This is a genomic window from Candidatus Eisenbacteria bacterium, assembly GCA_016235265.1.
Lineage (GTDB): Bacteria > Eisenbacteria > RBG-16-71-46 > RBG-16-71-46 > JACRLI01 > JACRLI01.
The window spans coordinates 211,649-224,805 of record JACRLI010000015.1 but is presented as its reverse complement, the minus strand read 5'-3'; the positions used below and the strand labels follow the sequence as shown (position 1 = coordinate 224,805).

10 protein-coding genes are annotated in these 13,157 nt (G+C 73.2%); all 10 read left to right on the top strand.

What is annotated here, in order from left to right; genetic code table 11:
* Window positions 1-2: 2 nt before the first annotated feature.
* The 10 genes from HZB25_09135 (at window position 3) to HZB25_09090 (ending at window position 13,149) form a co-directional block, all read left to right on the top strand.
* Entirely contained in the window at window positions 3-464 is a 462-nt protein-coding gene (locus HZB25_09135; GenBank protein MBI5837396.1) for a hypothetical protein, read from the top strand.
* A 55-nt stretch (window positions 465-519) separates the two neighbouring features.
* Entirely contained in the window at window positions 520-2,769 is a 2,250-nt protein-coding gene (locus HZB25_09130) for a PASTA domain-containing protein (GenBank protein ID MBI5837395.1), read from the top strand.
* Window positions 2,756-4,267, top strand: a complete 1,512-nt coding sequence (locus HZB25_09125; protein ID MBI5837394.1) for a UDP-N-acetylmuramoyl-L-alanyl-D-glutamate--2,6-diaminopimelate ligase — start codon at window positions 2,756-2,758, stop codon at window positions 4,265-4,267. The genes HZB25_09130 and HZB25_09125 overlap by 14 nt, the downstream gene beginning before the upstream one ends.
* Entirely contained in the window at window positions 4,264-5,685 is a 1,422-nt protein-coding gene (locus HZB25_09120; GenBank protein MBI5837393.1) for a UDP-N-acetylmuramoyl-tripeptide--D-alanyl-D-alanine ligase, read from the top strand. The genes HZB25_09125 and HZB25_09120 overlap by 4 nt, the downstream gene beginning before the upstream one ends.
* Window positions 5,686-5,837: 152 nt before the next feature.
* Window positions 5,838-6,926 (top strand): phospho-N-acetylmuramoyl-pentapeptide-transferase, encoded by a 1,089-nt coding sequence (locus HZB25_09115; protein ID MBI5837392.1) that lies wholly within the window; start codon window positions 5,838-5,840, stop codon window positions 6,924-6,926.
* Window positions 6,927-6,942: 16 nt separating this feature from the next.
* Window positions 6,943-8,325 (top strand): UDP-N-acetylmuramoyl-L-alanine--D-glutamate ligase, encoded by a 1,383-nt coding sequence (gene murD, locus HZB25_09110; protein ID MBI5837391.1) that lies wholly within the window; start codon window positions 6,943-6,945, stop codon window positions 8,323-8,325.
* The gene (locus tag HZB25_09105) at window positions 8,322-9,485 is read left to right on the top strand and encodes an FtsW/RodA/SpoVE family cell cycle protein (protein ID MBI5837390.1); all 1,164 of its coding nucleotides are present in this window, start codon (window positions 8,322-8,324) and stop codon (window positions 9,483-9,485) included. The genes murD and HZB25_09105 overlap by 4 nt, the downstream gene beginning before the upstream one ends.
* 205 nt (window positions 9,486-9,690) lie before the next feature.
* Complete coding sequence (gene murG / locus HZB25_09100) at window positions 9,691-10,806, top strand: undecaprenyldiphospho-muramoylpentapeptide beta-N-acetylglucosaminyltransferase (GenBank protein MBI5837389.1); 1,116 nt, start codon at window positions 9,691-9,693, stop codon at window positions 10,804-10,806.
* 7 nt (window positions 10,807-10,813) lie between these two features.
* Entirely contained in the window at window positions 10,814-12,199 is a 1,386-nt protein-coding gene (locus tag HZB25_09095; GenBank protein ID MBI5837388.1) for a UDP-N-acetylmuramate--L-alanine ligase, read from the top strand.
* 122 nt (window positions 12,200-12,321) lie between these two features.
* Entirely contained in the window at window positions 12,322-13,149 is an 828-nt protein-coding gene (locus HZB25_09090; protein MBI5837387.1) for an FtsQ-type POTRA domain-containing protein, read from the top strand.
* Window positions 13,150-13,157 lie beyond the last annotated feature (8 nt).

Below are 13,157 nucleotides of genomic sequence, written 5' to 3'. Positions count from 1 at the left end.
GCATGGACCGCCCGTCTTCCATCGCCGCCCGCGCGCGGCAGCGCCGCAACGCGGGCCTGCGCTGGCGCAGCCGCCCGGTGCTGAGCCTCGTGCTGCTGGCCATGGTGCTGGCGTTCGCCCACGTGTGGGAGAACGTGACCGTGGCCGAGTTGCGCACCCGCATCGACCGCGAACGAAACTCCCAGGATCAGCTGGGCGCACGCCTGCACCAGCTCACGGCGCAGCTGGCCGAGTGGCGGGCGCAGGCCGAATCCGCGCCGGGCGCGTCCACCCGCATGGGCTTCACCATCCCGGGAGACAAGCAGGTGTGCCTCCTCTCGGTGGGCACCATGGGCGGATCCCGCGCCGTCCGCCTCGCCTCCGGCCCGAAGTCGCTGTGGGACTGGCTGGCGACCACGGCGGAAGCGGAATCCCGCGGACCCTCCAAGGCCGCCCCGGGCCCCGAGGCGGAGACGCTGCCCTGATCCGATGACCCCCGGCGCCGCCTCCGCCCACCCGCCCCGTCGGCGGCTCCAGCTGGTGCTTCTTGTCGGAATCATCTTCTGGGGCCTGCTCGCCGCGCGTCTGTTCAAGCTCCAGATCCTCGACCACGAGACCTACCTGCGCTACGCGGATCGCGAGCACTGGGGCCGCGTGGAGCTGCCCGCCGAGCGCGGCGCCATCCTGGACCGCGACCACCGCATCCTCGCCCACAACGTGATGAGCCGCTCCGTGGTGGTGCGGACCCGGGCCATGCCCGCCGCCGCGGCGCAGGAAGCCCGCGCTGCGGCCCGGGCCCAGGCCCGCGCCCGTTCCGCTGCCCGGGCCGCGCTGAAAGCCAGAGGCAGGGCCGTCGCGACGCTGCCCGGGGCCGCGTCCCGGCCCGGAGTGCCGCCGCTGCCGCCCGCCCTGGCCGCCCGCTACGCCGGGCGCCCGGCCGACAGCCTGGTGGCGCTGGCCGCGCACGCCCTGGCCGGCCGGCTGGGCAGCAGCCCCGAGGCTCTCGAGCAGCGCCTGCGCCAGCGCCCCTCCTTCCTGTACCTCGAGCGCCAGATGGAGGCCGACCGCGAGAGCGTGTGGGTGCACGGCGGCGCGCTGCCTCCCGGTGTGACGCTGGAGCCCGAGGTCCGCCGCATGCGCCCGATGGGCACGCTGGCCAAGGAGATCGTGGGCTCCACCGACATCGACGGCCGGCCCCTGGGCGGGGTGGAGAAACACCTCGACGACCTGCTGCGCGGCACCCCCGGCTGGGTGACCACCTTCCGGGACGGCCGCTGGGTGGAGCACCGCGTGCCGGAGCGCGGCATGCGCGCCCCGGTGCCCGGCTACACGCTGGAGCTGACCATCAGCGCCAACTACCAGGCGCTGGTGGAGGAGCGGCTGCACGCGGCCATTCGCGAGCACCGCGCGCGCGGCGGTTCGGTGGTGCTCCTCGACCCCGCCACCGGTGAGATCCTGGCCATGGCCAACGAGGCCTTCGGCTCCGACGGCCGTCCGGTGCCGGTTCCCAACCGCGCCGTGACCGACATGTTCGAACCGGGCAGCACGTTCAAGATGGTGGTCTTCGCCGCCGCGCTCGAAGATCGCCTGATCACCCCCGACACGCCGATCAACTGCGAGGGCGGAACCTGGTCGCTGGGCAGTGGCAAGCCCATCCACGACGACCGCCACGATCATTTCTTCACCGTGCCCGCCTGGTACGCGCTGATGAAGAGCAGCAACATCGGGGCGGGCAAGCTGGGCCTGCGCCTGGGCCCCGACCGCATGGTGGAGTTCGCGCGCCGCATGGGCTTCGGCGCCATCTCGGGTGTGGACCTGCCGGGCGAGGCGCCCGGCTCCCTGGCCAAGCCGGGGCCCGGACAGGAGCGCCAGCTGGCCACCATCTGCTTCGGCCAGGGCGTGTCCGTGACCATGATGCAGCTGGCCTCGGCCTACGCCGCGGTGGCCAACGGCGGCCTGCTGATGCGCCCGCACGTGGTGCGCGCCATGTACGATGGGAACAACCGGCTGGTGAAGCGCTTCCGGCCCGAGGTGGTGCGCCGGGTGATGTCGGAGGCCACCGCCGCCACGCTGCGTCCCATGCTGCAGGCGGTGGTGGACAGCGGGACCGCGTCCGCCGCGCGCCTGGGCTGGGCGCCCGCCGCGGGCAAGACCGGCACCGCGCAGAAGGCCGCGCCCGGCCGCGGCGGCTACGGCGGCGGGAAGTACATGTCGCTGTTCGTCGGCTTCATGCCGGTGGACAAGCCGCGCCTGCTGATGCTGACCATGGTGGACGAGCCCCAGGGGCAGCACTACGGCGGCCTGGTGGCCGCCCCGGTGTTCCGCGACGTGATGGAGGCGCTGGCGCGCAGCGGCACCGGCCCGGTGTCGCCCCCGCTGGAGGTCATCACGCCGGAGTCGCGGGGTGCTTTGGCCGCGGCCGGCAGGGTGGCCGTGCCCGACGTGCGCGGCGCGGTGCGCCGCGCCGCGGTGGAGCGTGTTTCCGCGGCGGGCCTGGTGGCCACGGTGGTGGGCCCGGGCAGCCGCGTGCTGCGCATGGAGCCTCCGCCCGAGAGCTGGCTGGCGCGCGGCGGGGTGGTGCGGCTGTGGACCGAGGGCTCGGCGGCCCGCGCTTCGGGGGTGCCCTCGGTGGTGGGCATGCCGCTGCGCGAGGCGCTGGGGACGCTGCGCGAGGCGGCCATGGGCGCGCGCGTGGTGGGGGGGGGACGCGTCACGCGGCAGGAGCCCGCGCCGGGTTCGCCCGCGCGCGCGGGCCTGGTCGTCACGCTGTACGCCGATGCCGCCCGCTGAGGACGCGCCGCGGGCGCTGGGCGAGTTGCTGCGCGCCGCGGGGCTGTCCGCTCCCGCGGGGCTGGCGCAGGCGGGAGTGACCGGGCTCACCTGTGACTCGCGCGCGGTGCGGCCGGGGATGTTGTTCGTGGCGGTGCGCGGGTTCTCGGTGGACGGGCACCGCTTTGTGGCCGACGCGGTGCGCGCGGGCGCGGTGGCGGCGGTGGTGGAGGCGGCCGCCGGGGACGTGGCCGCGCCCCAGGTCGTGGCCGGTGACTCGCGCCGGGCCCTGGCGCAACTGGCCCAGGCCTGGCACGGGCAACCGGCGGACGGGCTGCGGGCCTACGGCGTGACCGGCACCAACGGCAAGACCACCACCACCTTCCTGCTGCGCTCGGTGCTCGAGGCGGCGGGCGGGCGACCGGCGGTGCTGGGCACCACCGGGTACCACTTCCCGGAAGGGGCGCAGGAGGCGCCGCACACCACGCCCGAGGCGCCCGAGCTGTGGGCCCTGCTGGCGGAGGCGCGGCGCCAGCGCTGCGACGCCGTGGTGATGGAGGTCTCCTCGCACGCGCTGAAGCTGCGCCGGACCTACGGGCTGCCCTTCGACGCGGTCGCGTTCACCAACCTGACGCGCGACCACCTGGATTTTCACCCGGACTTCGGGGACTACCGGGAATCCAAGATGCGACTGTTCGAGCCGTGGGAGGCCGAGCCGTGGCGCAAGCCGCGGGCCGCCTCGCTGAACCTGGACGATCCCGAAGGCGCGCGTTTCGCCGCCCGCGCGAAGACCGCCCCGACGTGGACCTTCTCGCGTCTGCCCGCCGCCGCCGCCGACGTTTCGGCGCTCCGCGAGACGCTGGGCCCGGACGGTTCGGCCTTCTCTCTGCGCTGGCCCGGCGGTGAATTCGCCGTGGAGCTGAAGCTGGCGGGGCCGTACAACGTGAGCAACGCGCTCACCGCCGCCTCGCTGGCGCTGCAGACCGGGGTGCCGGCGGAGGCCGTGCGGCGGGGCCTCGAATCGGTGCGCGGCGTCCCCGGCCGCCTCGAGGCGGTGCGCCACGGCCAGCCCTTCGCGGTGTGGGTGGACTACGCCCACACCCCCGACGCGCTCGAGCGGGTGCTGCAGGCCGCCCGGGAGGCGGTGGCCGGCCGGCTGATCTGCGTGTTCGGCTGCGGCGGCGACCGCGATCCCGGCAAACGCGCCCCCATGGGCGCGGTGGCCACGCGACTGGCCGACTTCACCGTGGTGACCTCCGACAACCCGCGCACCGAGGACCCGGCGAAGATCCTCGAGGACATCCGCCCCGGGCTGTCCGCGGATTCCCTCCGCTGGGTGATGGACGTGGACCGCCGCCGGGCCATCGGGCGGGCGCTGTCCGCGGCGCGGCCCCGCGACGGAGTGGTGATCGCGGGCAAGGGGCACGAGGACTACCAGATCGTGGGCACGGTGAAGCATCCCTTCGACGACCGGCAGGTGGCGCGTGAGGCCCTGACCGCCCTGGGACACCGGCCGTGAAGGCCGCGCGGGCCGCCCAGCCGGGCACCCTGGCCTACGTGGCCGGGCTGGCCGGGGCGAAGCTGGAGACCGTGGGAGTGCGCCCCGCCGACGCCGGCCGCCGTCGCGTGCACGGCGCGTGCATCGACACCCGGGGGCTGAAGAAGGGCCAGGTGTTCGTGGCCCTGCGCGGAGAGCGCGCCGACGGGCACGACTTCGCCGACCGCGCCCTGGGCGCGGGCGCGTGTGCCGCGCTGGTGCGGGCGGCGTGGATCGAGGCGCAGCGGGAACGCCTCCTGCCGGGCGCCGCCCTGCTGGCGGCGGACGATCCGCAGGCGGCGCTGCAGCGGTGGGCCCGCGCCCACCGCGCCGGCTTCGATATCCCGCTGGTCGCGGTGACCGGCAGCAACGGCAAGACCACCGTGCGGGCCATGCTGGCGCACGTGCTGGCGGCCCGGGGGCCGGTGCTGGCGAGCGAGGGCAACCTGAACAACCACCTGGGGGTGCCGCTGACGCTGCTGCGGCTCGAGCCGCGGCACCGGATGGCGGTGGTGGAGATGGGCATGAGCCACCCCGGGGAGATCGCCGCCCTGTGCGGGATCGCCGCGCCCACCGCCGGCGTGATCACCAACGCCGGGCGCGCGCACCTGGAGGGGCTGGGCACCGTGGAAGCCGTGGCGCGGGCCAAGAGCGAGCTGGTGGACTACCTGGAGCGTCGCGGCGGCACCGCGGTGCTCAACGCGGACAACGAGGCGCTGATGGCGGCCAACCGCGGGCGCGTGAGCCGGGTGCGCACCTTCGGCGTGGATGCGCCGGCCGACGTGCGCGCGGTGAACGTGGCTGCCCGGGGCCTGGGCGGCTCCACGTTTCGCCTGGAGGGCGGCCCGGAGGTGCGGCTCCAGGTTCCCGGCCTGCACAACGTGCGCAACGCGCTGGCGGCCATCGCCGCCGCCGGGGCGCTGGGCGTGCCGGCGGCGGAGGCGGCCGCCGCGCTGGCTGGATTCCGCCGACTGGAGCACGGCCGCCTGGAGCTGGCACACGCCGGGGGGGTGCAGATCCTGGACGACACTTACAACGCCAACCCCGATTCCCTGGCCGCGGCCGTCGAAGTTCTCTTGCATACGCCGGCCCGCGGGCGCAGGATGCTGGCACTGGGGGATATGCTGGAGCTGGGTGGGGACGCGGCGAAGGAGCACGAACGGGCCGGGAGGGGACTCACGGGGCTGGACGTGGTGTGGGCCGCGGGGGCGCACGCCCCCGACGTGGCGCGCGGGGCCCGTGAGGCGGGCGTGGCCGAGGCCCATGCGTTCGAGGACGTGGGCGCGATGGTGCGCGCCCTTCCCGAGCGGCTGCGCCGCGGCGACCTGCTGCTGGTGAAGGGTTCGCGCGGCATGCGGATGGAGACACTGGTCGAGGCGCTGAAGGCGCGCCTGGCCTAGAACCAGATTCGCCGGGACGCGGTCCCGGCACGCGGCCCGGCGCAGGATGCGCCGGGCGGTCGAAGCAACGGAGTGCGCCCGTCCGCGTGAGCTGCGGATGGGACGGACCTTGGGTCCGCAAGGGCCCTGGAGCGCGGGGTGCGGCAGACGCCATGTTCTATCACCTCCTCTATCCTCTGCACACCCAGATTTCAATCTTCAACGTATTCCGCTACATCACCTTCCGGTCGGCTTATGCCGCCGCCACCGCGCTCCTCCTTACCTTGCTCATCGGGCCGTACGTGATCCGCAGGCTGCGGGAGATCAAGATCGGCCAGGCCATCCGGGCCGAGGGCCCGCAGACCCACCACGCGAAGGCCGGCACGCCCACCATGGGGGGCGTGCTGCTGGTGGGGGCCATCCTGGTGTCCACGCTGCTGTGGGGCAACCTGACCAACCGCTACGTGCAGATGGCGCTGCTCGCGGTCACGTGGCTGGGCCTGCTGGGCTTCGTGGACGACTACCTGCACGTGGTGAAGGGCGTGCGCAAGGGTCTCCTGGGCCGCTACAAGCTGGCGGCCCAGGGCGCGCTGGGGCTGGTCATCGGCCTGATCCTGGTGCTCGCGCCGGTCACCCCGGAGATCGCCACGCGCACCAACGTGCCGTTCTTCAAGACCTTTCCGGTGGTGGAACTGGGCCTGCTCTACATCCCGTTCGTGATGATCGTGCTGGCGGGCTTCTCCAACGCCGTGAACCTGAGCGACGGCCTGGACGGGCTGGCCTCGGGCATGGTGGTGATGGCGGGGATCGCCCTGGCCGGGCTGAGCTACGTCACCGGCCACGAGAAGTTCTCGCACTACCTGCTGATCCCCTACATGCCCGGCACCGGGGAACTGACGGTGTTCTGCGCGGCCCTGGTGGGCGCTTCGCTGGGGTTCCTGTGGTTCAACTGCCACCCCGCCGAGGTGTTCATGGGTGACACCGGCTCGCTGGCCCTGGGCGGGGCGCTCGCCACCGTGGCCATCCTGATCAAGCGCGAGCTGCTCTTCGTGGTGGTGGGCGGGCTGTTCGTGGTGGAGGCGCTGTCGGTGATGATCCAGGTGGGCTCGTTCAAGTGGTTCGGGAAGAGGCTCTTCAGGATGGCCCCCATCCACCACCACTTCGAGCTGCTGGGCTGGCCCGAGTCGCGGGTGGTGGTGAGGTTCTGGATCGCGGCCGGGCTGTTGGGGCTGCTCTCGCTCACCACGCTCAAGCTGCAGTAGCGGGAGACCGACCGGGATGACGCACGCGCCGGACACGCTGGGGCTGCCGGGGCTGTCGGCCCTGGTGGTGGGACTGGCGCGCAGCGGCACCGCGGCCGCGCTGCTGTTGCGACGCCACGGGTTCGCGGTGCGCGCGCTGGACTCCAAGGCCCGCGGGGCGGTGGCGGCGGCGGAGCGCCTGGAGCGCGCCGGGGTGGAGTGCCGGCTGGAGTCCCAGGATCCCACGGCCCTCGTGGGGATGGACTTCGTGGTGGTGAGCCCCGGCGTGGGCCCGGGCAACCCGCTGCTGGAGGCCGCGCGGGACCGCGGCGTGCCGGTGCTGAGCGAGCTGGAAGTGGCGTTCCGCTTCGTGCGCGGCCCGGTGCTGGCGGTGACCGGCACCAACGGCAAGACCACCACGGCCACCTGGCTGGCGCACCTGGTGCGCGCGGCGGGACGCGAGGCGCACCTGGCCGGCAACGTGGGCGCAGCACTCTCCGGGGAGTGCGACCGGCTGCCGGAGGACACCTTCGCGGTGCTCGAGGTGTCCAGCTTCCAGTTGGAGCGCATCCACCGTTTTCGGCCCCGCTCGGCGTCGCTGCTCAACCTCACGCCCGACCACCTGGACCGCTACGCCTCCATGGCCGAGTACGTGGCCGCCAAGGCGCGCATCTTCGAGAACCAGGGCCCGTCCGACCTGGCCGTGCTCAACGCGCGCGACCCCGCGGCCATGGCGCTGGCGCCGGGCCTGCGCGCGGAGCTGGCGCTGTTCAGCGCCCGCGGCCCGGTGCGCACCGGGGCCGGGGTGGAGGCGGGCGTGATCACGCTGTACCGCGAGGGCGTGGCCACCCCGGTGACGGAAGCGGCGAAGCTGGCGCTGCCCGGGCCGCACAACCTCGAGAACGCGCTCGCGGCGCTGGCCATGACGCTGCCGTGGAAGTTCGAGCCCGCGCGGCTGGCGCAGGGCCTGGCGGACTTCCCGCCACTCCCGCACCGGCTGGAGCCGTGCGGCGAGATCGGCGGGGTGCGGTTCGTGAACGACTCCAAGGCCACCAACGTGGACTCCATGGAGAAGGCGCTGCGCGCCTTCGACGCGCCGCTGCACCTGGTGGCCGGCGGGCACGACAAGCACGGCGACTTCGAGGCGCTGGCGCCGCTGGTGCAGGAGAAGGTAAGGACGCTGCTGCTGATCGGCGAGGCCGCGGAGCGGATCGCGCGGGCCTATCCCGGCGCGCTCGCGGTACGCTGCGCCACGCTGCAGGAGGCCATGGCCGAGGGGCTGAAGCGCGCGGCTCCCGGCGAGGTGGTGCTGCTCTCGCCGGGCTGCGCCAGCTACGACATGTTCCGCGACTACGAGGACCGCGGGGACCAGTTTCGCGCCCACGTGGCCCGGCTCAGGACGGGGAGGAAGGACGGATGACCCAGCGGCGACTCTATGCGCCCCGCACCGGACGGTGGGACCCGGTGATGTTCTGGACCACGCTGCTGCTGCTGGGGATCGGGATGCTCGCCGTGTACTCGTCCAGCTCCTACCTGGGCTCCACCCAGTTCGGCGGCCCGGCCACCTTCCTGGGCCGGCAGAGCATCCGGGCGCTGGTGGGCCTGGTGGTGCTGGTGCTGGTGGCGCGCACCGACTACCGGCGCTGGCAGAGCTGGGCGCTGCCGCTGTGGGTGGTGAGCCTGGGGATGCTGGTGTCGCTGGCGGTGCTGCGCAAGCTGGGCGGGGTGGGCGACGCGGGCGACGACCTGGTGAACGTCCACCAGGTGCGCGGGGCGTACCGCTGGTACCGCATCGGCGCGGTGTCGCTGCAGCCCACCGAGATCGCCAAGGTGCTCACGGTGATGGTGATGGCCTCCATCCTGGCGCGGGAGGAAGGCGCCGCCCGCTCCACCCGCACCGTGCTGCGCGCGATGGGCGTGCTGGTGGCCACCGCGGGGCTGATCGTGCTGCAGCCCAACTTCTCCAGCGCCACCGCGCTGCTGGGGGTGGGCTTCCTGCTGCTCCTGGTCGCCGGTCTCAGTTGGCGCTGGCTGGCGGGCATGGCGCTGTGCGTGCCGCCGGTGATGCTCTACGCGCTGAGCCACCACGGGCATCACATGAAGCGGTTGCACGACTACCTGGCGCTGGTCACCGGCAAGCCGGTGGACGTGCGCGACCAGGTGTGGCAGCTGTGGCAATCGCTGGTGGCGCTGGGCTCCGGGGGCCTGCTGGGCCGCGGGCTGGGTCACGGACTGCAGAAGTTCCTGTTCCTGCCCGACCCGCACACCGACTTCATCTTCAGCATCTGGGGCGAGGAGATGGGCTTCCTGGGCTCGGTGGCGCTGCTGCTGCTGCTGGCCCTGCTGCTGTGGCGCGGCTTCCGCACGGCGCTGCGGGCCGCGGATTCGTTCGGATTCTACCTGGCGGCGGGGCTGTCGCTGCAACTTGCGGTGTACGCGGGGGTGCACGTGGCGGTGACCACCGGCATGTTCCCCACCACCGGGCTGCCCCTGCCGTTCATCAGCTTCGGCGGCTCCTCGCTGGTGATGAACCTGCTCACCGTCGGGGTGCTGCTCAACATCTCTCGCCGCGCCCTCTAGGGCGCGGGCGCGCGGCGTCCGGGGCGGCTGGCCGGGCGTTTGTGGCGGGGAGGTTTCTTTGATATCTTCCTCGACCGGGAACCGTTGGAAATCCCCGGCGCGCGGCCCCCAGGGTCGCGCGTCCGGCTCGTCCTTTCGCCGGGGGGAGCCACGCGCCAGGCGCGGCCCGTCCGGCCCCCGTCCGTCAACCTCCGAGGCCCCGAGTATGGGCAGGATCATCATCGCCGGCGGCGGCACCGGCGGCCACATCTACCCGGGAGTCGCGGTGGCGGAGGAAGTGCGCCGCCGGCATCCGGACTGGAAGGTGACCTTCGTCGGCACGCTGCGCGGGCTCGAGACGCGCGTCCTGCCCGAGACCGGCTTCCACCTTGACCTCATCTCGGTGCGGGGCCTGCCGCGGCGCCCCGGGTTCTCGCAGGTGTCGGCCCTGTTCCGCTTCCTGGTCTCGATCGGGGAGGCGCAGAAGCTGCTGTTGCGCGAGAAGCCCGACGTGGTGCTGGGCACCGGGGGCTTCGTGAGTGCCCCGGTGGTCATCGCCGCGCGCCTGCAGGGGATCCCGGTGGTGATGCAGGAGCAGAACAGCGTTCCGGGCCTGGTGAACCGCTGGCTCTCGGGGATCGTGCAGGAAGTGCACATCAACTTCTCGGAGTCGCGCCAGTTCTTCCGCCGCAAGAACCACCTGAAGCTCACCGGCAACCCGGTCCGCCCGGAGGTGCTGGGCGGCGACCCCCGCGCCACCGCCGAGAAGTACGGGCTGGACCTGTCCATGTTCACCCTGTTCGTGTTCGGGGGCAGCCGCGGCGCCCACAGCCTGAACCAGGCGGTGGTGGATGCCTGGCCCACGCTCTCGCGCCAGCCCAGCTTCCAGCTGATCATGCAGACGGGCAGCGAGGACTACGAGTGGGTGTCGAAGCAGATCACCGGCCCGCGGGCGGTGGTCCGCGACTACCTGCCGCACATCTCCGAGGCCTACTGCCTGGCCGACCTGGTGATCGCCCGCGCCGGAGCCATGACCATCTCCGAGATCACCGTGTGCGGCCTGCCTTCGATCCTGGTGCCCTACCCGCACGCCGCGCAGAATCACCAGCTCATCAACGCCCGCAACCTGGTGGAGCGCGGCGCGGCCACGATGCTCCTGGACTCCGAGACCGACGGGGCGAGGCTGGCCCGGGAGGTCCTGGCGCTGATGGACGACCGCAGCCGCCTGAAGACCATGGCCCGCAACGCCCGCAACTTCGGTCGCGTGGACGCCGCCGAGAAGATCGTGCGCTCGCTCGAGCGCCACGTGCAGGGCGCGTCCGCGGCGCCCCCGGAGGGCTAGGCCGGGCGTGTACGGCAAGGCGCGCAACGTCCACATGGTGGGCATCGGCGGCACCGGGATGTGCGGGATCGCCGAGGTGCTGCTGAGCCTCGGCTACCGGGTGTCCGGTTCCGACCTGAAGGCCACCGAGGTCACCGAGCGGCTGGAGCGGCTCGGGGGAAAGGTGTTCCTCGGCCACCATCCCTCCAACGTGCAGGGCTCCGACCTGGTGGTGGTTTCCTCCGCCATCCGCCACGACAACCCCGAATACCAGGCGGCGCTCGCGCTGGGCGTGCCGGTGGTGCCGCGCGCCGAAATGCTGGCCGAGCTGATGCGCGTCAAGTACGGCGTGGCGGTGGCCGGCGCGCACGGCAAGACCACCACCACCTCGCTGCTGGCCACGGTGCTTTCGCACGGGGGCCTGGACCCCACCGTGGTGGTGGGGGGCCGGGTGAAGTCCATCGGGTCCAACGCCCGGACCGGCGAGGGCGACTTCCTGGTGGCCGAGGCCGACGAAAGCGACGGCAGCTTCCTGCTGCTCTCCCCGGCGATCGCGGTGGTCACCAACATCGACGCCGAGCACCTGGACCACTACCGGGACCTGGTCGAGATCCGCAAGGCGTTCATCGAGTTCGTCAACAAGGTGCCCTTCTACGGGGTCGCGGTGCTGTGCGCCGAGGACGCCCGGGTCCGCGAGATCCTGCCCTTCGTGAAGCGCCGGCACCTGACGTACGCCATCGAGCAGCCCGCGGACTGGAAGGCCTCCGGGATCCGCCAGGAGGGGGAGCGCACCTGGTTCACGGCCAGCTTCCGCGGCCAGGTGTGGGGGGAGTTCGGGGTGCGGCTGTTCGGCCGCCACAATGTGCTCAACGCCCTGGCGGCGGTGGCCGTGGGGGAGGAGCTGGACCTGCCGCCGGAGGCCGTTCGCGCCGGCCTGGAGGATTTCCAGGGGGTGGCGCGCCGGTTCGAGCGCAAGGGGGCGGCCGCCGGACTGTCCGTGGTGGACGACTATGGTCACCATCCCACCGAGCTCGCCGCGGTCATGGAGACCGCCCGGGGCCTTGGCCCGGGCCGGGTGGTGGCGGTCTTCCAGCCCCATCGCTACACCCGTACCGCCCACCACTGGAGGGAGTTCGGGGAGACCCTGGCCCGCGCGGGGCTGCTGGTGCTGCTGCCGGTCTACGCCGCCGGGGAGCAGCCCATTCCGGGGGTGACCTCGGAGCTGATCGCCGAGGCGGCCCGCGCGGCAGGGGCCACCGAAGTGTACACCCCCGCGGACTTCGAGGCCGCGTCGGCCGTGTTGCTCGAGAAGACCCGCCCGGGGGACCTGGTGATCACCATGGGCGCCGGGGACGTGTGGAAACTGGGTGAGCGGCTCATTTCTTCCCTCGCATCCGCGGGGGGAGTGAGATAAACTGGGGCGTCGGCGGCAGGATGCCGCCGTAGGACTCCACGATCACCGTCATTGGTAACACCTCCTCCGGGCCCATGGACGGGCGGCCGCCGCACATCCGCGGGCCGGACAGGAATGCAAGGATGCGCTCCCACTACCTCGGCAAAGCCATCTCGGCCACCCCCAGGCGCCGCGGTTCTCGCGCGTTCTGGATCGTGCCCCCATGCCTCGCGCTGGGGCTGGGCTGTGCCGCATTCCTCGCGTTCTGCGGCGTGCCCGCGCCGCTGCGCGTGTGGGAGGCCGCCACGGTGGAAGTGCGCGGCAACCGCGTGCTGCTGGCCACCGAGGTGCGCGAGGCCGCCGCGCTGGGCAACCGCCCCGGATGGCTGTTCCTCGACACCGGGAAGGTCCGCGCGCGCCTGAACCGCCACCCCTGGATCGCCTCCGTCGAAGTGCGCCGCATCCCCTGGCGCACGCTCCGCCTGGAGATCACCGAGCGCGTCCCCGAGGCCCTGGTCCCGCACCGCGACGGACTCGCCGAGGTGGACGCCGACGGCGTGCTGCTGCCGCTGGGCGGCGACCGCGTCGCCGCCGACCTGCCCACGCTCACCGGCCTGGCGCTGGACACCCTGCGCTTCGGCGCGCGCGTGCCCGAGCCCCGCGTGCTCGCCGCGCTGGACTTCCTGGGCCGCTGCCGCGCCTCGCACCGCGAGGTGTGGTGGCGCATTTCGGAAGTGCGCCTGGGCGAGCCCGGCCTGGTGCGACTGGTGCTGCAGGGCTTCGGCGCGGAGGTGTGGCTGCGACCCGGCTCGATGGGCGACGGCAAGCTGGCGGTGCTGCAGGCGGTGCTTCCGCACCTGGAGAAGACCATGCCCGAGGCGCGCGTGATCGACTTGAGATTCCGGGACCAGGTCGTGGTGGAGGGCGGGACCGCCGTTCCCGCTTCGGCCGCGTCCCCGTCCCACAGCTAGGAGCCGTC

Bases quoted from the DNA above. Each gene is read 5' to 3' on its own strand.
- HZB25_09090 (MBI5837387.1), top strand. From the start codon at position 12,322: ATGCGCTCCCACTACCTCGGCAAAGCCATCTCGGCCACCCCCAGGCGC.
- HZB25_09125 (MBI5837394.1), top strand. From the start codon at position 2,756: ATGCCGCCCGCTGAGGACGCGCCGCGGGCGCTGGGCGAGTTGCTGCGC.
- murD (MBI5837391.1), top strand. From the start codon at position 6,943: ATGACGCACGCGCCGGACACGCTGGGGCTGCCGGGGCTGTCGGCCCTG.
- murG (MBI5837389.1), top strand. From the start codon at position 9,691: ATGGGCAGGATCATCATCGCCGGCGGCGGCACCGGCGGCCACATCTAC.
- HZB25_09115 (MBI5837392.1), top strand. From the start codon at position 5,838: ATGTTCTATCACCTCCTCTATCCTCTGCACACCCAGATTTCAATCTTC.
- HZB25_09105 (MBI5837390.1), top strand. From the start codon at position 8,322: ATGACCCAGCGGCGACTCTATGCGCCCCGCACCGGACGGTGGGACCCG.
- HZB25_09135 (MBI5837396.1), top strand. From the start codon at position 3: ATGGACCGCCCGTCTTCCATCGCCGCCCGCGCGCGGCAGCGCCGCAAC.